Genomic DNA, 21,065 nt, shown 5'->3' with positions numbered 1-21,065 from the left:
CCGTCACCGCTCAACCGCCGTGATGGTCTCGCCGTAAGCAGCCATGGATTTAAAAATGACCGGCCACCCGACGCAGGTAGTCGTTGAACTCAAGCCGGCTTGGATAGAACGTCCGGTAATTGATGAAATCCTGCAAAACGGCCGCGCTTGTGCAGATAGTTGAGGAAGGTAAACGGACTGGTCGGATCACGCAGCGAGACAAGATCCTTGAGAAACGATATCTGCATGTCGCTGCCGGGCAGAAGCATGCCGCCAGCGTAAGGCTGACAAAGGCTTGTTGGGCCTCCCCATAGCGGGTCCAACATACTAGGTTAGGGTCATGAAGAATCACGGCCAGCCCCAAGCCATATCAATAGCCACGCCCGAACCGTTCGTGCGGCAAAGCTTTGACGACGCACGCAAGGCGGTCGCAGCTTTGCGATCACTGTATGCTCGAAATACCCTGTTCCTGCGCGAGTCCTTCGCCTCGCTCGCGGCTGGCGGCGACAGTAACCGGCGCTATAGGGCGTTCTATCCGGAAATCAGTGTCACCACGAGTTCGTACACCCAGGTCGATTCCCGTCAGTCCTATGGCCACATGCCGACGCCCGGGCACTACTCGACCACGATTACCCAGCCCGACCTGTTCGAAACCTATCTCATTGAGCAGATCGATCTGATCATGCGCAACCATGGCGTTCCGGTCGTCGTATCGGAGTCGGACACACCCATCCCACTGCATTTTGCTTTTCAGGAAGGCACCTATGTGGACGGCGCCGCGGCCAGGAACATCAAGCGACCGATCCGAGACCTGTTCGACGTTCCGGACCTCGATGGAACTGACGATCAGATCGCCAACGGCACATACGAAGCGCCGGTAGGCCGGCCAAGGCCGCTGGCGCAATTCACGGCGCAGCGCGTCGACTATTCGCTGCATCGCCTGCAGCACTACACGGCCACCAGCCCCTATCACTTTCAGAATTTCGTGCTGTTCACCAACTACCAATTTTACATCGACGAATTCTGTGCTCGCGCCAGGGACCTGATGGCGAAGGGCGGCGACGGCTATACCGAGTTCGTCGAACCGGACAACGTCATCACCCGGCCGGGCGAGTTACAGCCGGACGCCGGCGTCATGACGGCGCGTTTGCCGCAGATGCCGGCCTATCATCTGAAGAAGCCAGATTACGCAGGCATCACCATGGTCAACATCGGCGTCGGGCCCGCGAACGCCAAGACGATTACCGACCATATCGCCGTGCTCAGACCACATGCCTGGCTCATGCTCGGGCACTGCGCCGGATTGCGCGAGACCCAGGCGCTTGGCGATTACGTGCTGGCCCATGCCTACATGCGGGAGGACCACGTTCTCGATGACGATCTTCCGCTATGGGTGCCGCTTCCCGCGCTCGCCGAAATCCAGGTCGCGCTTGAGGAGGCCGTGGCGGAAGTAACCGGGCTATCCGGATATGACCTGAAGCGCGTCATGCGCACCGGCACCGTTGCTTCCATCGACAACCGCAATTGGGAATTGCGCGACCGCCGTGGTCCGATCCAACGGCTCTCACAGTCGCGCGCCATTGCGCTCGACATGGAATCGGCGACGATCGCAGCCAACGGATTCCGCTTCCGCGTGCCTTACGGAACCTTGCTGTGCGTGTCCGACAAGCCGTTGCACGGAGAACTGAAGCTGCCCGGCATGGCCACCGAGTTCTATAAGCGGCAGGTGGCTCAGCATCTGACCATCGGCATCCGAACGATGGAGAAGTTGGCGGAGATGCCGCTGGAGCGGCTGCACTCGCGCAAGCTCAGAAACTTCTCGGAAACGGCCTTCCAGTAAGGAAGAACAGCCTGGGGCTCGAACGGTTCGCCAATTTAGCGGCTATCGCGTTCCGTAAGCGCGATCGCCGGCATCGCCGAGTCCAGGCAGGATAAAGGCGTTCGCGTCCAGCCCCTCGTCGATACCCGCGGTCCACAACCGCACGTCGGGATGCAGGCCCCGGAAGCGCTCGACACCTTCCGGCGCGGCAAGCAGGCATACCAGCCGAATATCCTTCGCGCCTCGTTCCTTCAGCCTGTCCACCGCCGCCACTGCCGTGTTCGCCGTGGCAAGGACCGGCGACACCACGATTGCCAGGCGCTCGTGAAGATCGGACGGCGATTTGAAGAAATATTCGACCGCCACGAACGAATGCGGTTCACGGTAGAGCCCGATATGCGCGACGCGGGCAGTTGGAACAAGGTCCAGCATTCCATCGACAAAGGTCACTCCTGCCCGCAACACCGGCACGAAAACCAACTTCTTTCCCGCGATCTTGGCAGAGTGCATTCGCGCAAGCGGCGTCTCGACCTCCACATCGGTCAACGGCAGATCGCGCGTCACTTCATAGCAAAGCAGCATTCCGATCTCCTTGAGGAGCTCGCGAAACGACTTGGTCGAAATCGTCTTGTCGCGGATCAGCGTAAGCTTGTGCTGGACCAGCGGGTGATCCACGATCGTAACGCCTTCCATGCTCTTGCTCCCAGAAATCGTCAAAACAAATCCTAGAAAACCGTACCGTCGCTGGCGACCTTGAGGGGCGGCGAGCCGTCGGGCCGGCGCGCGAACGCCATCGCCCTGCCCGCCGCCCAGGTGCCGCCTTCCAGAATCTTCGCCAGTGGAAGCGAGACGGCATCAAGACCAACGCGCTGCCGCAATAGATCCGCCAGCCGGTCCAGCAGCGCAACGGTCAGCGCCCTCCACTCGACCACGAGCGGAGATGCGACATCGTGTTCGCGTTGCGCATCGATGGGGTCGCGGAGCACCAGTACACCGGCGTCGACGAACAATCCGCCATTACGGTATTCCGCCAGGCCCGTCAGCCCGTCGACATCAGCGATCTGCAGCCCAGCGCGTTGCATCGGCTCGATAAGCGAATACGACAGCCACTGCGACAGCTTGTGCAGCGGCACCAGTTCGGTGGTCGCATCCTCAGTCTTAAGCGCCGGATGACGCCAGCAATCCCCCAACGGAATTCCGCCGAGCGTGATGCGCGACGGCCAGATCGGCCCCAGTTGGCGTAGAAGTTCGGACAAGATCGTCGAGGCCCCGAGCACCCCCTGCTCAGTCATCCCTGTAAGGTGATCAAACAGTCCGCCAGGCCGAGCCGCATCGTCGCGGGCGAAAGTCTGCAGCGACGCCGATGCCACTTCGCCCAGCCGGCGAAGAAGGCTGATGCGGCCCTCAAGACCAATCAGCGGATTGTCGTCCGCAACCTGAAAGCCAGCCTGCAGATCGGCAACGGTCAGCCGCTGAAGCACAGCGGCATCCGCCCGCAGCGGTTCGTCAGCGTCCGCGGAGAAGATGCCGCGCGCAAACATGTCCAGACTGGCGAGTGCCAGCCCTTCCGAACGGCCAATCCTTGCGCCCGTCACACCATCGCGGTAGCGCCACGACGGACCTGCTCCGGCGTCGAGAAGTACGCTGATCATGGCAAGTTCGAATTCGGCGCGTGCGCGCTCATTGCCGTCGCGCCAGTTCGTGGCCTCGGCAAGCGCCGCCCAGCGATCCACACCGCCGACGACGAAATGGCGCCAGCGCGAATGAAAGGGAACATCGAACGTCGGATAGGCCTTGCGCGTTATCGCGAGCACGAGATCAACCGCCTCGTCGAGCCGGCCAAGATCCACTCGGAAATGCAAAAGCTGATCGTTCAAGCCGATTTCCAGAATCCGGTGCGCGCGACTGCGCACCGCTTCCGCACTTAAAAGAGATAGGCCGTCTGCCGTCGCGTCAGCTTTCACGATCAATGGTCCGGCCTGCCCTAGTAGTTTTCCAGCGGCCGACCGGAGGCTATCAGGTCCTCGGGCTTCTGATCGGGCGAAAAATACCCCGCCGCTTTCTTGGCGGCGATTTCCACATGGGCGTCGGCCGGAATCATGTAGTCGGGAATAGCGACGCGCTCGACAATTTCGATACCCTGCCCCGTCAGTGCATCATACTTCATGTCGCTCATCGAGATGAAACGGTCGATGCGCTTCAATCCCAGCCAGTGAATGACATCCGGCATCAGTTGCTGGAAACGCGCATCCTGCACCCCGGCGACGCATTCGGTTCGTTCGAAATAGCCGGATGCGTCGTCGCCATCTTCCTGACGCTTGCGCGCATTGTAGACCAGAAACTTCGTGACCTCGCCGAGCGCCCGGCCTTCCTTGCGGTTGTAGACGATCACGCCCAGACCGCCCGATTGTCCGGCACGCGCGCATTCCTCGATGCCCTGGATGAGATAAGGACGGCAGGTGCAGATGTCAGAGCCGAACACATCGGAGCCGTTACACTCGTCGTGGACGCGGCAGGTGATTTTGGTCCGATGATCCGGAAGCTTCGTGACATCGCCGAACAGATAGACCGTCGTTCCGCCGATCGGCGGAAGGAAGACTTGCAAATCGGGACGCGTGACAAGTTCGGGAAACATGCCGGCCGTCTGTTCGAACAGCGCACGCCGCAGATTAGTTACGCTGGTGCCAAAGCGCCGCGCGATTCCCGGCAGATGCCATACCGGGTCGATCGCGATCTTGACGACAGAGACGGAGCCGCTGGCGTGAACGAATTGGCCATCAGCTACCAACCGCTTGGCGGCCAGAGCCGCCTGAATTTCGGGCAGATCGAGGCGGGCGCGCGTGATCGCGATGCTCGGCCTGATATCGATGCCCTCGGCGATTTCGGCGCGGAAGTTCTCCGCAACGAGATGTCCCCACGGATCGAGCGCAACAATGCGCTCCGGATCGAACCATTGCGCGAAAGGCCCGACCATCGCAGCCGGGTATGTATTGGTCAGATCGGGCCGGCGGATCGGGTCCAGCGCGCCCGAAGATACCGCAAGTGCGCGGTAAACTGCATAGGAGCCCCCGTGCGTGCCAATCACGTTACGATCCTGCGGGCGCGATACCGTCCCGATGATCGGACCACGTTCGCGCGCGGTCGGCGCTCCCCATACAATCGGGAATTCATGCGTCGCTCCCGGCACTGGGTGCGATGTCAGGCGAATATGGTCAGTACGGTTGGAATTACTCATCGTTCGGTAGTCCCAAAACGGCAACGGCCCGCCTGGATGACGGGCCTGACCGGAGAACCAATGAATTATTCGGGTCAGTGACCCCTGCAATACTATATAGGGAAATTGCCTGTACTTACAACAACCAAGGAACGGAATCCGCCCTCCGGGACGGGCGTCGTCGGTCGATCGCCCCGATAGCGTTCCCAAGGTAAATCGCCGGTATCAACGTTTGATGACTTTTTACAGGCGACCGCGCTGAGGCGCGGGCCGATCGGCTTTAATTTGCACCTGTGTTGAGCCACACCAGCTCGGAGAAAACCGGGGCAAGAAGCCCGGTGCGCTACAATGTGAGACCCGGCAGATCGAGCCCGTTGGCGCGGGCACATGCAATCGCACTTTCATAACCGGCGTCGGCATGACGCATGACGCCTGATGCAGGATCGTTCCACAACACGCGTTCAAGGCGGCGCGCCGCCTCCGGTGTTCCGTCGGCGACAATGACCATGCCGGCGTGTTGCGAATAGCCGATCCCGACGCCGCCGCCATGATGGAGCGAGACCCAGGTGGCCCCGCTGGCACAATTGAGCAGCGCATTCAGTAGCGGCCAGTCCGACACCGCATCCGAGCCGTCGCGCATCGCTTCGGTTTCGCGGTTCGGGCTCGCAACCGAGCCGCTGTCGAGATGATCGCGACCGATGACGATCGGCGCCTTCAGTTCGCCGCGCGCGACCATGTCATTGAACGCCATGCCGAGCCGGTGGCGATCGCCGAGGCCGACCCAGCAAATCCGTGCCGGCAGTCCCTGGAACTTGATCCGTGACTTCGCCATGTCGAGCCAGTTGTGAAGATGTTTGTCGTCCGGCATCAGCTCCTTGACCTTCGCGTCGGTCCGGAAGATGTCTTCGGGATCACCCGAAAGCGCCGCCCACCGGAACGGACCGACGCCCCGGCAGAACAGCGGGCGGATGTAGGCCGGAACGAAGCCGGGGAAATCGAACGCGTTATTCAGTCCCATGTCCTTCGCCATCTGGCGAATGTTGTTGCCATAGTCGAGTGTGGGAATGCCCTGCGCGTGGAAATCCAGCATGGCCTGAACGTGGCCGACCATCGAGGTCTTCGCCGCGACTTCGACCGCTTTCGGGTCGGCCTCGCGTTTGGACTGCCACTCGGCAAGCGTCCATCCCTTTGGCAAATAGCCATTGATCGGATCGTGCGCGCTGGTCTGGTCGGTGACGATGTCCGGCTTGACGCCGCGCCGCACCAGCTCTGGAAAAAGTTCGGCCGCATTGCCGAGCAGGCCGACGGAGACCGGCTTCCGGCTCTGCGCCGCCTCCGTCATGATCGCGAGCGCCTCGTCGAGCGAGCTTGCCTGCCGATCAAGGTAACCCGTGCGCAGCCGCATCTCGATGCGGCTCGGCTGGCATTCGATCGCGAGCATCGAGGCGCCAGCCATGGTCGCAGCAAGCGGCTGCGCGCCGCCCATCCCGCCGAGACCCGCCGTCAAAATCCACTTGCCCGCGAGGTCGCCGCCGTAGTGACGCCGCCCGACCTCGATAAATGTTTCGTATGTCCCCTGCACGATGCCCTGGCTGCCAATATAGATCCACGATCCGGCCGTCATCTGGCCGAACATCATCAGCCCTTGCCTGTCGAGTTCATTGAAGTGATCGAGCGTCGCCCAATGCGGCACCAGATTTGAATTCGCGATCAGGACGCGCGGCGCATCGGCATGGGTACGAAAAATTCCGACCGGCTTGCCCGACTGGACCATCAGCGTCTGGTCGCCTTCGAGCTTGCGCAGCGAGGCGACGATCCGATCGAAACTGTCCCAATCGCGGGCGGCGCGGCCAATTCCGCCATAGACGACGAGTTCGCTTGGACGTTCGGCGACATCAGGATCGAGATTGTTCATCAGCATTCGCAGTGGCGCTTCCGTCAGCCAGCTCTTGGCGCTGATCTCAGGCCCGTGGGGCGCCCGGATGATGCGGTCGTTGTCCAGTCGACGATTCATGACAAAGAGCCCCTCTCGGCAAGCATTGGAAATGGATTTTGCTCGAGCACCGACATCGCGGCGGCGGGCAACGCGCCGGCTTCAACCAGCGCCGTGGCCTTCGCAAGGTCGCCGGCCATGTAGCGGTCGCTACCCAGCGCCGGGACGTGCTCACGCAACGCTGCAATGACAGCCGCAAGCGCAGGACTCGTCGAATGCGGCGCACGCAGTCCGATTCCCTGCGCCGCAACCAGCAGTTCGATGCCGAGGATGGTCGCGAGATTGTCCGCCATATCAGACAACCGCCGCGCCGCGTGAGCGGCCATGGACACATGATCTTCCTGGTTGGCACTGGTCGGCGTTGAATCGATCGAGCACGCCGCGGCGCGCTGCTTGTTCTCGGCGTACAACGCGGCGGCCGTCACTTCGGCGATCATGAATCCGGAGTTGAGGCCGGGATCGGGAGTCAGGAATGGCGGCAGGCCAAAGTTCAGCGCGGGATCGACCAGGGTCGCGATGCGCCGTTCGCTGATCGCGCCGATCTCGGACAGCGCCAGTGCAATCTGATCGGCGGCAAATGCGACCGGCTCGGCGTGGAAATTTCCACCGGACACGATCTCTCCGGTCTCGACCAGCACCAGCGGGTTGTCGGTGACGGCGTTGGCTTCGATCGTCAGCGTGCGGGCGGCTTCCGTCAAAAGGTCGAGCGCGGCGCCGGCCACCTGCGGTTGGCAGCGCAGGCAATAAGGATCCTGCACGCGCTCGTCACCTTCAAGATGCGACATGCGGATATCGCTCCCCTCAAGCAACGCCGTCAGCGCCGCGCCGGCGGCGATTTGCCCGGCGTGCCCCCGCAGTTGCTGGATCTCCTGACGAAAAGGCGCCGTCGAAGCCATCGCCGCATCGACCGACAACGCGCCGGTCACCAGCGCCGCAGTGACGAGGCGATGGGCACGCAGCAATCCGGAAATGGCATAGGCCGTTGAAAACTGCGTGCCATTGATCAGCGCGAGTCCTTCCTTCGGACCAAGCGCTACCGGCGCCAGTTCGGCGGCGGCCAGCGCCTCGCAGGCCGGCACGGCGCTTCCGCCGACCAGCGCCTGCCCCTCGCCGATCATGACTGCCGTCATATGGGCAAGCGGCGCCAGATCGCCGGACGCGCCGACCGACCCCTGCTGCGGCACCAGCGGACAAATGCCGCGCGCCAGCATGGCCTGGAGTTGCTCGATGATTTCGCGGCGCACGCCCGATGCACCTCGCCCGAGTGAGATGATCTTGAGCGCCATCATCAGACGAACGATAGGCTCCGGCGTCGGCGGCCCTACCCCGCAGCAATGCGATACAATGAGATTGTGCTGGAGCTGCGCCGTCTGGTCGGGGGCAATCCGTTTCGACGCCAGTTTTCCGAACCCGGTATTGATGCCGTAGACGGGACTTTCTGCGCGTGCCGCCGCGGCAACAATCGAAGATGCGGCTTCAACGCGCGGCCAGAAGGATGGATCGAGCACGACCGGCGCGCCGGCAGGGACTTGCGCCAGGTCGTCGAGGCTGACCCTTCCTGGCGAAACCACAATGGAGGCATCGGCGCGGCTCACTGTCCTCTCCACACCCGGCTGTGCAACGGATTAAAACCGATCCGGTAAACGAGCTCGGCCGGCCACTCGACGTCCCAGATCGCGAGATCGCACCATTTGCCGGCCTCAAGCGTGCCGGTCTCGCCGAGAATGCCGAGCGCGCGCGCGCCTTCCCGCGTTACGCCGGCGAGGCATTCGGCAACGGTCATCCGAAACAGCGTCGCAGCCATGTTCATGACCAGCAGGAGCGAAGTCAGCGGCGAACTGCCGGGATTGCAGTCGGTCGCGAGCGCCATGTTGACGCCGTGGGCACGGAACAGTTCGACCGGCGGCTTCGTCGTCTCGCGAAGAAAATAGAATGCGCCTGGCAGCAGCACGGCGACCGTTCCTGCCCGTGCCATTGCCGCGGCACCGGCATCATCTGTGTGCTCCAGATGATCGGCCGACAGCGCCGAGAATTCCGCGGCAAGCGCGGCGCCGCCGAGATTCGATAGTTGGTCCGCATGCAGCTTGACCGGCAATCCCAACGCCTTCGCCGCACGGAACACCCGCGCTGTTTGCTCTCCCGAGAATGCAATGCCTTCCATGAAGGCATCCACGGCATCGGCCAATCCGGCGCGCGCAACCGAAGGCAACATCTCGCGGCAAACGAGGTCGATATATCGATCCTTGTCGCCACCAGTTTCCGGCGGCGTGGCGTGCGCGCCAAGAAACGTGGTCTTGATGGCGACCTGACGCTTGGCACCCAAGGCACGCGCCGCCGACAGCTGACGCATCTCGGTTTCGGTATCGAGACCGTAGCCGGATTTGATCTCCAGCGTCGTCACCCCCTCGCCGATCAAGGCGTCGAGTCTTGGCAATGAGGAGGCAACGAGCTCGGCTTCGCTGGACGCCCGCGTCGCCGCAACTGTCGAGACAATGCCGCCGCCCGCGCGCGCGATCTCTTCGTAGCTTGCGCCCTGCAGCCGCAGCTCGAATTCATGCGCGCGGCTGCCGCCGAAAACCAGATGGGTGTGACAATCCACCAATCCCGGCGAGATCCAGCGCCCCGCGCAATCGATCCGCTCGACCGCATCGGCGTCCGACCGAAAGTCGGAACGGCTGCCTGCGAAGGCGATGCGGCCGTCGCGCGCGGCGATCAGGCCGTCCTCGATCACGCCGAGCCCGGGCAGATCCTCGCGGACCGTGGCGAGCCGGGCGTTGAGCCAGATTCGATCGAAGCGCTCGGCCATGCACAGCTCTCCTCATAGGCAGGAGCTTGACGTCTCTATATGTCTATACATAAAATCGTGTTTGTGTTCTGTCCAGCCGGTTTCGAAACATGTCGACACTGCATTTCGCATCAGCGCTGCTCCCCTCGGGGTGGGCTGACGACGTGCAGGTGGTGGTGACGGATCAGACCATCACGAAGGTTACGGCCGGCGTGGCGCCGGGACCGCACGACGAACACCACGAATTGGCTATTCCGGGGATCGCCAGCCTGCACAGCCATGCGTTTCAGCGTGGCATGGCGGGGCTCGCCGAAACCCGCGGCAATTCTGCGGATACGTTCTGGACGTGGCGCGAGACGATGTATCGCTTCGCGCTTGAGATGACGCCGGAAGACGTTGAAGCCGTCGCCACGCTGCTCTATGCCGAGATGCTCGAGCAGGGCTATACGCGCGTCGGCGAATTTCATTATCTGCATCACGACCACGACGGCGCGCCGTATACCAACCCTGCGGAGATGGCGACGCGAATTGTGCGGGCCGCCGAAATCACGGGCATCGGGCTGACGCTGCTGCCGAGTTTCTACGCACACAGCTCGTTCGGCGGTGCCGCGCCGCATGCGGGCCAGCGCCGGTTCATCTGCTCGATCGACCAGTTCGCGAAGCTGACTGATGGAACGCGGACAGCCGTCCGTGCATTGCCGGGAGCCAATGTCGGCATCGCACCGCACAGCCTGCGCGCCGCGACGCCGGACGAATTGCGAGCCATCGCGCCACTCGCCGAAAACGGACCGGTGCATATCCATGCCGCCGAACAGACCAGGGAAGTCGAGGAATGCGTCGCCTGGTCGGGCCGGCGTCCGGTTGAGTGGCTGCTCGAACACGGGCCCGTCGATCGGCACTGGTGCCTGATCCATGCGACCCATATGACGGAGGCGGAAACCATCGCGCTCGCAACGAGCGGCGCGGTCGCGGGACTTTGTCCGGTCACCGAAGCTAGCCTTGGCGACGGTATTTTTCCGGCCCGCGAATTCCTCGGCGCGGGCGGGCGGTTCGGCATCGGCACCGACTCCAACGTGCTGGTCGGTGTCACCGACGAATTGCGTCAGCTCGAATATGGCCAGCGCTTGAAACACCGCGAGCGCAACGTGCTGTCCGGCGGCCCCGGCGTGTCGACCGGCCGCGCGCTGTTCGACGCCGCACTCATCGGTGGCGCCCAGGCGCTCGCACAGCCAACGGTCGGGCTACAGGCGAATGCGCGTGCCGACATCGTGACGCTCGACACCGGCCATCCCTCGCTCGCCGGACGCCACGGAGACGCCAACCTCGACGGCTGGATTTTTGCAGCAGGCGCAGGTGCCGTCGACACCGTCTGGGCCAGCGGCGCCAAGGTCGTCGAGAACGGACGTCACGTTCTGCGTCAGAAAGCGCGTGACGCATTCAACGCAACGGTTCGGAGGCTCGTGGCATGAGCCTCGCCACCGATCGCGACAAGCTCCAATCGGCCGACAAGCCGACGCTGTACAAGCAGATCCGGATCGACATCGAACGCCGCATCCTGACCGGTGAATGGCCGCCCGGTCACCGCATCCCGTTCGAGCACGAATTGATGTCGCGCTATGGCTGCTCGCGCATGACGGTGAGCAAGGCGCTGTCGGAGCTTGCGCAAGCCGATCTTATCGAGCGGCGGCGCAAGGCCGGCACCTTTGTCCGCCGTCCCACATTTCTGTCAGCGGTGCTCAAGATCGCCGATATCCGCGCGGAGATCGGCGCGCTCGGCCGCAGCTACGGCTATGAGTTGATCCAGTGCTCGCGGCGCACCGCAAACGCCGCCGACCGCGCCCGTCTTGGGGCACGGAAAACCGGAAAGGTGATCGCGATCGCGTGCCGTCACAGCGCCGACGACGTGCCGTTCGCCATTGAGGATAGGCTGATCGATCTCGACGCCGTGCCCGAAGCGGCTGCGGCGGATTTTGCAACCGAGCCGCCCGGCTCGTGGCTGCTGCACCATGTGCCGTGGACGGAAGCCGAGCATTCAATCAGTGCTGTCGTGGCTGACGAACAGGCCGCGGCGGCGCTGGATATTGCGATCGGTGCCCCCTGCCTGGTGATCGACCGGCACACCTGGCGCAGTGCCCGGCCGCTGACGGCCGTCCGCCTGCTCTATCCGGGCGAGTCGCACAAACTGATCGCCCGCTTCAAGGGTGGCTGAGGGACAACAATGCACGCAAGATCTGGCACAAGCTATGCAACAATTTCGCCGGAACGGATGTGAACAGACGAAGACTCAAATCCATGGACCAGCAAAAGGAATACAGCCATGCGTAGTTTTGGAATTTTCGCGGCAACCGCCGCTCTCCTGGTGGCCGCGCCGGCGGCCGCTCAGGACGTAAAAGTCGGCATCGGCATTTCCGGATGGACCGGTTTTGCGCCGCTCACGCTCGCAAACCAGGCCGGCATCTTCAAGAAGAACGGCCTCGATGTGACGATCAAGAAGATCCCGCAGAAGGATCGGCATCTCGCCATTGCCTCGGGCGACATACAGTGCGCGGCAACCACGGTCGAGACCTGGATTTCCTGGAATGCCAATGGCGTCGCCACCAAACAGATCTTTCAGCTCGACAAGAGCTACGGCGCCGATGGCATGGCCGTGCGAAACGATATCGCCTCGATCAAGGACCTGAAGGGCAAGACGGTTGCCGCATCCGCGCCCGGCACCTCGCCCTATTTTGCGTTGGCCTGGATGCTCAAGAAGAACGGCCTCTCGGTCAAGGATGTCACGATCGTGAACCTGGAGCCGGCCGCGGCCGCACAGGCATTTGTCTCCGGCCAGAACGATGCGGCCATGACCTATGAGCCTTACCTCTCGACAGTGCGTGCGGCGCCGGACAAAGGCAAGATCATCGCCACCACGCTCGACTATCCGATGGTGATGGACACATTCGGCTGCACGCCGAAATTCCTGACCGAGAATCCGAAAGCCGCGAAGGCGCTGGCCGACAGTTACTTCGAGGCGATCGCTTTGATCGAAACCGATCAGGCCAAATCCTATGAGATCATGGGCGCCGATGTGAAACAGTCCGGCGAGCAGTTTGGCAACTCGGCCAAATTTCTGCGCTGGCAGGACAAGGCCGCAAACCAGAAATTCTTTGCCGGCGAGTTCCTGACCTTCAACAAGGAAGCGGCAGACCTGTTGCTCGAGATCGGCGTCATCAAATCGGTTCCGAAGATCGACGACCTCTTCGACGCGAGCTTCATCAAGTAGTTTTGGTGGGCGCCGCTTCCGCTCCCGGTCATGGGAGCGGGACTGGCGCGATCAGCGCATCGCCTTAAGGATATGCCTGTGATACGTCCCCTGGATCCCGTGACATCGCGGCAGCGCGCAGCCTATGGCCTGGCGTTCTTCGTCCTGTTTGTTGCCGTGTGGGCCTGGGCGACCTTCGGCGGCTACGTCTCCAAGACGTTCCTCGCCAACCCGCTGACCATGCTGCAGGAGGGTTGGGAGCTGCTGACGAAGCACGGCTTCCTGTTCGACATCGGCATGACGATCTGGCGGGTGGTCGGCGGTTTCGTGCTGGCCGCCATCATCGCGGTGCCGCTCGGCGTGCTGATGGGGGCCTACAAGCCGATCGAAGCCTTCCTGGAGCCGTTCGTCTCGTTTGCCCGCTACCTGCCCGCCTCGGCCTTCATTCCCCTGTTGATCCTGTGGGCGGGCATTGGCGAATTGCAGAAGCTCCTGGTCATTTTCATCGGCTCGGTTTTTCAGATCATCCTGATGGTCACCGTGACGGTCGGAAACACCAGGCGCGACCTCGTTGAAGCCGCGTACACCCTGGGCGCCAGCGACCGCGGCATCATCAACCGGGTGCTGCTGCCCTCCTCTGCCCCCGAGGTCGCGGAAATCCTTCGGCTCGTGCTCGGCTGGGCGTGGACCTATGTCATCGTTGCCGAGCTGATCGGTTCATCGTCGGGCATCGGCCACATGATCACCGACAGCCAGGCCCTGCTCAACACCGGCCAGATCATCTTCGGCATCATCGTCATCGGCCTGATCGGGCTCGTGTCGGACTTTCTGTTCAAGGCCTTCAATACCTGGCTGTTTCCGTGGAAATTGGCATGACCGAGCTGAAGATCGAGCAGGTCGCCCGCACTTTTCCCGCGCGCCAGGGCCATGCGCCGACGCGCGCGCTTGAGCCGCTCGACCTCGACGTCGGCAACAATGATTTCGTCACTATCCTCGGGCCGTCGGGCTGCGGAAAATCGACGCTGCTGCGCATTGTCGCCGGGCTTGACCGGCCGACCAGCGGCCGCGTCATTCTTGATGGGCAAGAGGTGACTGGCCCTGGCGCCGATCGCGGCATGGTGTTTCAGTCCTACACGCTGTTTCCATGGCTGACCGTGCGCGAAAACATTGCGTTCGGCCTGCGCGAGCGTGGGATTTCCGAAGCGGATCGCGGCAAGATCGCCGACGGCTTCATCCAACGGGTCGGCCTGTCGGGCTTTGAGAATCATTGGCCGAAGCAACTCTCCGGCGGCATGCAGCAACGCACGGCGATCGCCCGCGCCCTCGCCAACGATCCAAAAATCCTGTTACTCGACGAGCCGTTCGGCGCGTTGGATAATCAAACCCGCGTGCTGATGCAGGAAATGCTGCTTGGCATCTGGGAGCGCGAGCAGAAGACCGTGCTGTTCGTCACCCATGACATCGAAGAGGCAATCTTCCTCGGCAGCCGCGTGATCGTTATGAGCGCGCGCCCGGGCCGCATCAAGGCCGAGATCGCGGTCGATCTGCCTCACCCGCGATCCTACAAGATCAAGACCACGCCGAAATTCGTCAGCCTGAAGGAACGGCTCGTGGAAGAGATCCGCGCCGAGGCGTTGAAGGTTGCAGTTCACGCCTGACGATTGAGCACTGCGAAATCCGCCCTGGGTGCGGTGAAATCAGTGTCGAATTTTGCTATCCTGGCGGCGTAGCTGGAGGCTTTGGATGCCGTAGCATTCATCACTCCTGATCGCCTCGCGATTGCGCACCTGCAACGCAATGCGACGCTCCGAATCCCGACCGGGAGACAGCCATGGTGAAACCGTTTCCATCGAAGACCCACATCGGCAACCACATGCTGCACCCCGAAACGCTGATGCTGAACTACGGCTACGATCCGCAACTGTCGGAAGGCGCCGTCAAGCCGCCGGTTTTCCTGACCTCGACCTTCGTCTTCAGGACCGCCGAAGACGGAAAGGACTTCTTCGACTACGTTGCGGGCCGGCGCGAGCCGCCGGAGGGGATGGGCGCGGGCCTGGTATATTCGCGGTTCAATCATCCCAACAGCGAGATCGTGGAAGACCGGCTTGCCGTCTACGAGCGCGCGGAGTCCTGCGCGCTGTTCTCGTCTGGCATGTCGGCTATTTCGACCACGATCCTGGCCTTCGCGCGGCCGGGCGACGTGATCCTGCATTCGCAGCCGCTCTACGGCGGAACGGAAACGCTGCTTGCGAAGACGCTTGCCGGCTTCTCGATCGGCGCGGTGGGCTTTGCCGACGGCATCGACGAAGCCGCTGTCGAACTGGCGGCCGACGATGCCATGCAAAAGGGGCGGGTTGCGATGATTCTCATCGAAACCCCGGCGAATCCGACCAACGGACTCGTCGATATCGCGGTGGTCCGCCGCATCGCCGACAAGATCGGCGCGGCGCAGGGCTACGCGCCGATCATCGCATGTGACAATACGCTGCTGGGGCCGGTTTTTCAGCGGCCAATCGAGCATGGCGCGGACCTTTCGCTGTACTCGCTGACGAAATATGTCGGCGGCCATTCCGACCTCATCGCCGGCGCCGCCCTCGGCTCGAAAGACCTCATGAAGGAAGTCAAGGCGCTGCGAGGCGCTATCGGCACTCAACTGGATCCGCATTCCTGCTGGATGCTCGGCCGGTCGCTTGAGACGTTAAGTTTGCGGATGGAAAAGGCCAACCAGAATGCGCGTCTGGTTGCGGATTACCTACGCGACCACGACAAGGTAGAGAGGGTTCACTACCTCGCCCATCACGACGGGACCTCGCCCGCCGGCCGCTTGTTCGCGAGACAGTGCCTGGGCGCGGGCTCCACGTTTTCGTTCGACATTGTCGGCGGCCAAGCGGCCGCTTCCCGATTTCTGAACGCGCTTCAGATCTTCAAGCTGGCGGTGAGCCTTGGTGGTACCGAATCGCTCGCCAGCTTGCCCGCAACCATGACCCACTCCGGCGTTCCGACTGACATCCGCCAAAAAATAGGTGTTCTCGACTGCACGATCCGGCTGTCGATCGGCATTGAACACCCGTCCGATCTGATCGCCGACATCGCGCAGGCTTTGAACGACGCGTAGCCGCACGCCGTCGCAACAGTTGCGCTCCGGTGTCGGAGTGAGACTCCGACACCTCTATAAATTCTGATTTTGCGATGGTGGGCGCCGGGCAGAACCTCTCATCCGGCGCTGCGCGCCACCTTCTCCGACAAGGAAGAAGGAATAAGATAAGCCCGCCGAGCGTTCGCCCCAAACGCCTTGTCGCGCACGTTGGGACCAAGCGTCATCAGGCACTCCTCAAGCGCGCCCTTGGTCCCGCCATAGCTTCCTGCGAGCAAACACACCGGCCAGTCGGAGCCGTAGATCAGGCGATCCTCGCCGAAGCATTTGGCGGCGTGCGCGACGAACGGAAGCAGGCGTTTCGCATCCCAGTCGTTCCACCTGGCCTCGGTGGCGAGACCGGAAATCTTGCACCAGACATTGCCGCAAGCGGCAAGTGCGGCAAGAAGATCGGCCCATTCACGGCTGAATCCCGCTGATATCGGCGGCTTGGCCGCGTGATCGAGGACAAAGCGCCCTTGCGGAAACGCCTGCGCGGTTGCGATCACGGCCGGCATTTCTCGCGTGCGCACCAGGAAATCGTAAGTGAGATCGTGCGAAACCACCGCGGCCAAGCCGCGCTGCACGTCGTCGCGCAGCAGCCAATTAGGATCTGGCTCATCGTGCACCTGGTGACGAATGCCGACCAGCCTTTCGCCACCGGGCGAGCCGCGCAGCCGCTCAAGCGTCTCGCCGACCGCGCCGTCCGTCAGATCAGCCCAGCCGACCACACCGATGACGGAGGGCGTCGCAGCGGCGAGGCGCAAGAATTCCTCGGTCTCCTCGATCGAGCAACGGCATTGCACCAAAATGCTCGCATCGACGGCGTTGGCGCGAAGCAGCGGCGCCAGATCGTCCGGGCCGAAGGCGCGACGGATCGGCGCGAGTTCAGGCGCTTGCATCCAGGGATAATCGGCGCGCGCGGGATCCCAGAAATGCTGATGAGCGTCGATCACCATTGTCAGGCTCCGCCCGGCAGCGGTGCTGACGCGTCGACCAACTTGCGCTCGCGCAGCTCCTGCCAGAAGGCGGACGGCACCGACCGCTCTGCCATCGTGATGTTATCCAAAACCTCCGCAGCGGATCGCGCGCCTTGCAGCGCGACCGTTACCGCAGGATGGGCCATACAGAACTGCACGGCGGCGGCCTTCAGCTCCGTGCCATGCTTGCGGCACAGCGCCTCCAGCGCCAGCGCGCGGGCGATGAGCGCCGCATCGGCGTCTTCGTAATTGAACTTCGCCCCAGTGCGCGGGTTCGCGAGGATGCCGCTGTTGTAGATGCCGCCGAGAATGATGCCGATGCCCTTCGCACGGCAGACCGGAAACAATGTCGTCAGCGCGCCCTGATCGAGCAGCGTATAGCGGCCCGCCAGCAGGAAGCAATCGACTGGCGCTGCTTCGGCGAAGCGGGCGAGCATCCCGGAATGATTCATGCCGGCGCCGATCGCCTTGACCGTGCCATCGTCGCGCAAGCGCCGGAGCGCGCGGAAGGCACCGGCGATGGCATCCTCATAGTGGTCATCCGGATCATGGACGAGCAGTACATCGACGCGGTCGAGCCCGAGACGGGCGAGGCTTTCCTCAACCGATCGCATCACCCCGTCGTAGCTGAAGTCGAATTGCGGCCGTTCGGCGGGTGTTCCCTTGTAGTGGTCGTCTTCTGGAGCGGCAGTGGCTGAACGGAGCAGGCGCCCGACCTTGGTCGAAATCGCGAATGAATCCCGCTTTTGCCGGCGCAGAAAACGACCCAGGCGACGCTCGGCCAATCCAAAGCCGTAGAGCGGCGCGGTGTCGAAGAAACGGACCCCGAGCGACCAGGCGCGCTCGATGGTCGCTTCTGCATCGGCGTCGCTGACCGGCGAGAACAATCCGCCGATCGGAGCCGTTCCGAGGCCGATCACCGTAACGTCGAGCCCCTTCCCAAGCCGCACACGCTTCATTTCAAAATCCTTTCGAGGCCGAAACTAGCACTCCCTCCCCCGCAAGCGGGGAAGGGAGCGCGGCAACGTTGGGGCTGCGCTCGTTCCTATTTCAAGAGTTGAGCGACGTTGTCCCTGGTTACGAGGTCGAGGCCCGTATAGATGACCTCGGGCACTTTCTGGCCCTTCTTGATGGCCAGCAGAGTGTCCATCGCCTTCTCGCCCATCTCGAACGGGCGCTGTCCCGTAAGCGCGTTGGAGTAGCCGTCGCGCAGCAGTTCGAGCTGCATCTTCAGCGTATCGGCGACGACGAGCGTCAGCTTGCCGGCTTCGATGTCCTTCTTGTTCTTGTTGACGAAGGCCTTGTAGCCTTCCGGCGCGAACATCGGCCAGCCGCCAACCGGCACGATCGCTCCCAAGTCCGGCGTCGCGGTGCGCAGGTCCGCCATCTGCTGGACCGCAAGCGCAGGGTCGTCATTGCAGAAGGTCGGCGAGCCCGCGACCTCGACCCACTTCGAGCCCTTGAGCGCCTCACGCACGCCATCGACGCGCTCGGCGAGGTTCTTGGCGCCGGGACCGCCGGAGACGACGGCATATTTGCCGCCCTCAGGCTTGAGCTGCAGCAATTGCCTGCCGAGCGCGAGTCCGAAGTCCTTGTTGTTTGTGCCGATATAGGCAATGCGCTTGGAGCCGGGGGCATCCGCATCGAAGGTGATGACGGGAATACCGGCCGCGGTCGCGGCGTCGATCGACTTGGTCATCGCCGCGACATCCGCGACCGAAATCGCTAGACCATCCACCTTCTGCGTAATGAAATCCTGGATGATCTGCGCCTGCGTCGCGGGCTCATGCTCGACAGGCCCCTTGTAGATGCACTCGACGTTACCGAGTTCCTTGGCGCGCTTCAGGCAACCGTCGCGCGCGACGTCGAAAAACGGATTGTTCATCGCCTTGGGCACAATCACGAACTTGTAGGTCTGGGCGAATGCCGGCGTGGCCATCATTGCGATGGCAATGCCTGCGAGAAGCATCTTCTTCATTGGTTCCCTCCACACGTTTGTGCCTATCCTTTTGAAATGCATGCTCCAGAAGGCGGATAGACGACGCGTTCGTTGCCCTCCCGGAGTAACCTCAAGTGATGCGCGAGCGGATCCGGTCGACCAGCACGGCCAGGATGATGATCACGCCCACGAGCGCCTGCTGCCAGTAGGAGCTGACCTGCGCGAGCACGAGGCCGTTGCGGATCACCTCAAGCAGCACGCAGCCAACAATGGCCCCGAGCGGGCCGCCGACGCCACCCGCGAGATTGGCGCCGCCGATGACCGCCGCCGCGATCACGTTGAGCTCGTAGGACGTCGCCATATTCGCGGGCGCCGACCCCAGCCAGCCCGAGACGATGATGCCCTGTAACCCTGCAGCCAGCGCGCAAATCACGTAGACCTTGATCTTGACCCGTATGACCGGGATGCCGGTCAATTCCGCCGCCTTCTCGTTGCCGCCAAGCGCGAAGACGTGACGGCCGAAACTCGTATGGTGCAGCACGATCGCCATGACCGCCGCGAGGATCAGGAGATAGATGAAGGGGGCCGGCACGCCGAACAGATCGCCCGAGGTCAGCGCATAGAAATAATCGGCGTCTGGCCCGCCCGGAAAGCTCCCGCGGCCGTTGGAAACCACATAGCCGAGACCGCGGACGATCGACAGCATGCCGAGCGTGGTGACGAAAGGCGACAATCCGAGCACGGCGATGCAGAAGCCGTTGACCAGGCCGCCGATCAGCGCGACGACAAGTCCCGCCAGGATCGAGACAAGCAGGATCAGCCCCGGCACATTGGCGACCACGGTCTTGCCGTCCGCAGCCAGGTGCACGAACAGGAATGCGCCGGGCATGCCCGGCGTCGACAGACCCGACATCACCATGGATGTGATCATGGCGGAGAAGCACATCATCGATCCCACCGAAAGATCGATGCCGCCGGTGATGATCACGAAGGTGATGCCGAGAGTGGCGATGGCGATGAAGGAAAAATTCTTCGCCACGTTCTGCATGTTGCCCTGCGTGAAGAAATAGGGGCTGGCAAAATGCATCGCGATCAGCAGCACCAGCAGCGCCAGCAGAACGTAGCCGGTTTGAGATGCAAAGATGCCGCGCTGCCACCACCTGATACGGCCGACATTGGTGAAGGAGATCGGGGACTCCAGGGGCATGGCCATCACGCAGCCTCCTTCGCGCCGGTGATCAGGGCAGTGACTTCCTCGGGACTGGTATCGCGGATCGACTTATCCGCCCGTTTCTCGCCGCGGCGCATGACGACGACGCGGTCGCACACCGCGAAGACGTCCGGCATGCGGTGGGAGATCAGCATGACCGCGACCCCCTGCTCTTTCAGCCGATGGATCAGGCCGAGGACCTGCTCGACTTGGCGGACTGAGATCGCCGCGGTCGGCTCGTCCATCATCACGAGCTTGGCGTTCGACAGGCGGGTGCGTGCGATCGCAACTGCCTGGCGTTGACCGCCCGACATCTGCTTGACGAGATCATACGGTCTGGTCTCGGAGCGCAGCTCGCCGAACAGCTCCAGCGCGCGCACCGCCATCGCATTGTGATCGAGGAAGGCGAACGGGCCGAACTTGCGCTTGAGCTCGCGGCCGAGGAAGACGTTGGCCGCGGCCGTGAGATTGTCGGCAAGCGCCAGGTCCTGATAGACGACTTCGATCCCGACCGCGCGAGCATCGATGGGGCGATAGAAATGGACCGTGTTGCCGTCGAATCGGATTTCGCCGTGGGTGGGGCGGAAATTGCCGGCGATGATTTTCACGAGCGTCGACTTGCCCGCACCGTTGTCGCCCATTAGGCCGACCACCTCGCCGGGAAAGACCTGCATGTCGACGCCGTGCAGCGCGCGGATCGCGCCGAACTCCTTGCCGATACCTGTCAATTCCAGAACCGGTTGCCCGGCTGCACCTGCGGTTTCCATGCTCG

General features: G+C 62.7%; 19 protein-coding genes. 7 read left to right on the top strand and 12 right to left on the bottom strand.

The features are described from left to right. Window positions 1-89: 89 nt before the first annotated feature. Window positions 90-248 (bottom strand): SidA/IucD/PvdA family monooxygenase, encoded by a 159-nt coding sequence (locus HCN50_RS34260; protein WP_283812081.1) that lies wholly within the window; start codon window positions 246-248, stop codon window positions 90-92. 71 nt (window positions 249-319) lie between these two features. Between HCN50_RS34260 and HCN50_RS15400 the strand changes: the two genes are divergently transcribed. Further along, window positions 320-1,819: an AMP nucleosidase gene (locus HCN50_RS15400; protein ID WP_171710498.1), complete on the top strand. Its 1,500-nt coding sequence runs from the start codon at window positions 320-322 to the stop codon at window positions 1,817-1,819. 42 nt (window positions 1,820-1,861) lie between these two features. Here the strand turns inward: HCN50_RS15400 and upp are convergent, their stop codons facing one another. The 6 genes from upp to hutI form a co-directional block, all read right to left on the bottom strand. Continuing rightward, on the bottom strand, window positions 1,862-2,491 hold the full coding sequence (upp, locus tag HCN50_RS15395; RefSeq protein ID WP_028350870.1) for a uracil phosphoribosyltransferase: 630 nt from the start codon (window positions 2,489-2,491) through the stop codon (window positions 1,862-1,864). Between the two features lie 32 nt (window positions 2,492-2,523). After that, entirely contained in the window at window positions 2,524-3,762 is a 1,239-nt protein-coding gene (locus tag HCN50_RS15390) for a URC4/urg3 family protein (RefSeq protein ID WP_171710672.1), read from the bottom strand. 20 nt (window positions 3,763-3,782) lie between these two features. Further along, window positions 3,783-5,033, bottom strand: a complete 1,251-nt coding sequence (locus HCN50_RS15385; RefSeq protein WP_171710497.1) for a GTP cyclohydrolase II — start codon at window positions 5,031-5,033, stop codon at window positions 3,783-3,785. Window positions 5,034-5,355: 322 nt separating this feature from the next. Beyond that, window positions 5,356-7,026 carry a urocanate hydratase gene (gene hutU / locus HCN50_RS15380; protein WP_171710496.1) on the bottom strand — a complete coding sequence of 557 codons (1,671 nt, stop codon included), beginning with the start codon at window positions 7,024-7,026 and terminating at the stop codon, window positions 5,356-5,358. Then, window positions 7,023-8,600, bottom strand: a complete 1,578-nt coding sequence (gene hutH / locus HCN50_RS15375; protein ID WP_171710495.1) for a histidine ammonia-lyase — start codon at window positions 8,598-8,600, stop codon at window positions 7,023-7,025. The genes hutU and hutH overlap by 4 nt, the downstream gene beginning before the upstream one ends. Beyond that, window positions 8,597-9,811: an imidazolonepropionase gene (gene hutI / locus HCN50_RS15370; RefSeq protein ID WP_171710494.1), complete on the bottom strand. Its 1,215-nt coding sequence runs from the start codon at window positions 9,809-9,811 to the stop codon at window positions 8,597-8,599. Before hutI ends, hutH begins: the two co-directional genes overlap by 4 nt. Before the next feature lie 89 nt (window positions 9,812-9,900). Here hutI and HCN50_RS15365 point away from each other — a divergent pair, with 89 nt between their 5' ends. From HCN50_RS15365 to HCN50_RS15340, 6 genes are all read left to right on the top strand, one after another. Continuing rightward, window positions 9,901-11,259 carry a formimidoylglutamate deiminase gene (locus tag HCN50_RS15365; RefSeq protein WP_171710493.1) on the top strand — a complete coding sequence of 453 codons (1,359 nt, stop codon included), beginning with the start codon at window positions 9,901-9,903 and terminating at the stop codon, window positions 11,257-11,259. Beyond that, the gene (hutC, locus tag HCN50_RS15360) at window positions 11,256-11,999 is read left to right on the top strand and encodes a histidine utilization transcriptional repressor HutC (protein ID WP_171710492.1); all 744 of its coding nucleotides are present in this window, start codon (window positions 11,256-11,258) and stop codon (window positions 11,997-11,999) included. Before HCN50_RS15365 ends, hutC begins: the two co-directional genes overlap by 4 nt. A 108-nt stretch (window positions 12,000-12,107) precedes the next feature. Further along, window positions 12,108-13,052, top strand: coding sequence for an ABC transporter substrate-binding protein (locus HCN50_RS15355; protein WP_171710491.1), 945 nt, complete (start codon window positions 12,108-12,110; stop codon window positions 13,050-13,052). A gap of 81 nt (window positions 13,053-13,133) precedes the next feature. Continuing rightward, on the top strand, window positions 13,134-13,907 hold the full coding sequence (locus tag HCN50_RS15350; RefSeq protein WP_171710671.1) for an ABC transporter permease: 774 nt from the start codon (window positions 13,134-13,136) through the stop codon (window positions 13,905-13,907). Next, a complete protein-coding gene (locus HCN50_RS15345) occupies window positions 13,904-14,689 on the top strand; it encodes an ABC transporter ATP-binding protein (RefSeq protein ID WP_171710490.1) in 786 nt (261 codons plus the stop codon). The genes HCN50_RS15350 and HCN50_RS15345 overlap by 4 nt, the downstream gene beginning before the upstream one ends. Before the next feature lie 173 nt (window positions 14,690-14,862). Beyond that, a complete protein-coding gene (locus HCN50_RS15340; RefSeq protein ID WP_171710489.1) occupies window positions 14,863-16,146 on the top strand; it encodes a cystathionine gamma-synthase family protein in 1,284 nt (427 codons plus the stop codon). A 98-nt stretch (window positions 16,147-16,244) separates the two neighbouring features. On the opposite strand, the gene HCN50_RS15335 is transcribed toward HCN50_RS15340, so the two are convergent. The 5 genes from HCN50_RS15335 to HCN50_RS15315 form a co-directional block, all read right to left on the bottom strand. After that, a complete protein-coding gene (locus tag HCN50_RS15335; RefSeq protein WP_171710488.1) occupies window positions 16,245-17,123 on the bottom strand; it encodes an amidohydrolase family protein in 879 nt (292 codons plus the stop codon). 2 nt (window positions 17,124-17,125) lie between these two features. Then, window positions 17,126-18,103, bottom strand: coding sequence for an aldo/keto reductase (locus HCN50_RS15330; RefSeq protein WP_171710487.1), 978 nt, complete (start codon window positions 18,101-18,103; stop codon window positions 17,126-17,128). 86 nt (window positions 18,104-18,189) lie between these two features. Continuing rightward, window positions 18,190-19,122, bottom strand: a complete 933-nt coding sequence (locus HCN50_RS15325; RefSeq protein WP_171710486.1) for a sugar-binding protein — start codon at window positions 19,120-19,122, stop codon at window positions 18,190-18,192. A 91-nt stretch (window positions 19,123-19,213) separates the two neighbouring features. Beyond that, the gene (locus tag HCN50_RS15320) at window positions 19,214-20,296 is read right to left on the bottom strand and encodes an ABC transporter permease (RefSeq protein ID WP_171710485.1); all 1,083 of its coding nucleotides are present in this window, start codon (window positions 20,294-20,296) and stop codon (window positions 19,214-19,216) included. Next, entirely contained in the window at window positions 20,296-21,060 is a 765-nt protein-coding gene (locus tag HCN50_RS15315; RefSeq protein WP_171710484.1) for an ATP-binding cassette domain-containing protein, read from the bottom strand. Before HCN50_RS15315 ends, HCN50_RS15320 begins: the two co-directional genes overlap by 1 nt. Between the last annotated feature and the right edge of the window lie 5 nt (window positions 21,061-21,065).

Origin of the sequence: Bradyrhizobium archetypum (genome assembly GCF_013114835.1) — a bacterium.
Taxonomy (GTDB): Bacteria; Pseudomonadota; Alphaproteobacteria; order Rhizobiales; family Xanthobacteraceae; genus Bradyrhizobium; species Bradyrhizobium archetypum.
This window is presented reverse-complemented; position numbering and strand designations above follow the sequence as displayed.

Excerpts from the sequence above, each read along its gene's own strand:
- HCN50_RS15345 (WP_171710490.1), top strand. The coding sequence starts at position 13,904 with ATGACCGAGCTGAAGATCGAGCAGGTCGCCCGCACTTTTCCCGCGCGC.
- HCN50_RS15335 (WP_171710488.1), bottom strand. The coding sequence starts at position 17,123 with ATGGTGATCGACGCTCATCAGCATTTCTGGGATCCCGCGCGCGCCGAT.
- upp (WP_028350870.1), bottom strand. The coding sequence starts at position 2,491 with ATGGAAGGCGTTACGATCGTGGATCACCCGCTGGTCCAGCACAAGCTT.
- HCN50_RS15340 (WP_171710489.1), top strand. The coding sequence starts at position 14,863 with ATGGTGAAACCGTTTCCATCGAAGACCCACATCGGCAACCACATGCTG.
- hutC (WP_171710492.1), top strand. The coding sequence starts at position 11,256 with ATGAGCCTCGCCACCGATCGCGACAAGCTCCAATCGGCCGACAAGCCG.
- HCN50_RS15385 (WP_171710497.1), bottom strand. The coding sequence starts at position 5,033 with ATGAGTAATTCCAACCGTACTGACCATATTCGCCTGACATCGCACCCA.
- hutI (WP_171710494.1), bottom strand. The coding sequence starts at position 9,811 with ATGGCCGAGCGCTTCGATCGAATCTGGCTCAACGCCCGGCTCGCCACG.
- HCN50_RS15315 (WP_171710484.1), bottom strand. The coding sequence starts at position 21,060 with ATGGAAACCGCAGGTGCAGCCGGGCAACCGGTTCTGGAATTGACAGGT.
- HCN50_RS15365 (WP_171710493.1), top strand. The coding sequence starts at position 9,901 with ATGTCGACACTGCATTTCGCATCAGCGCTGCTCCCCTCGGGGTGGGCT.
- HCN50_RS15325 (WP_171710486.1), bottom strand. The coding sequence starts at position 19,122 with ATGAAGAAGATGCTTCTCGCAGGCATTGCCATCGCAATGATGGCCACG.
- HCN50_RS15400 (WP_171710498.1), top strand. The coding sequence starts at position 320 with ATGAAGAATCACGGCCAGCCCCAAGCCATATCAATAGCCACGCCCGAA.
- HCN50_RS15330 (WP_171710487.1), bottom strand. The coding sequence starts at position 18,103 with ATGAAGCGTGTGCGGCTTGGGAAGGGGCTCGACGTTACGGTGATCGGC.
- HCN50_RS15320 (WP_171710485.1), bottom strand. The coding sequence starts at position 20,296 with ATGGCCATGCCCCTGGAGTCCCCGATCTCCTTCACCAATGTCGGCCGT.
- hutU (WP_171710496.1), bottom strand. The coding sequence starts at position 7,026 with ATGAATCGTCGACTGGACAACGACCGCATCATCCGGGCGCCCCACGGG.
- HCN50_RS15355 (WP_171710491.1), top strand. The coding sequence starts at position 12,108 with ATGCGTAGTTTTGGAATTTTCGCGGCAACCGCCGCTCTCCTGGTGGCC.
- HCN50_RS34260 (WP_283812081.1), bottom strand. The coding sequence starts at position 248 with ATGCTTCTGCCCGGCAGCGACATGCAGATATCGTTTCTCAAGGATCTT.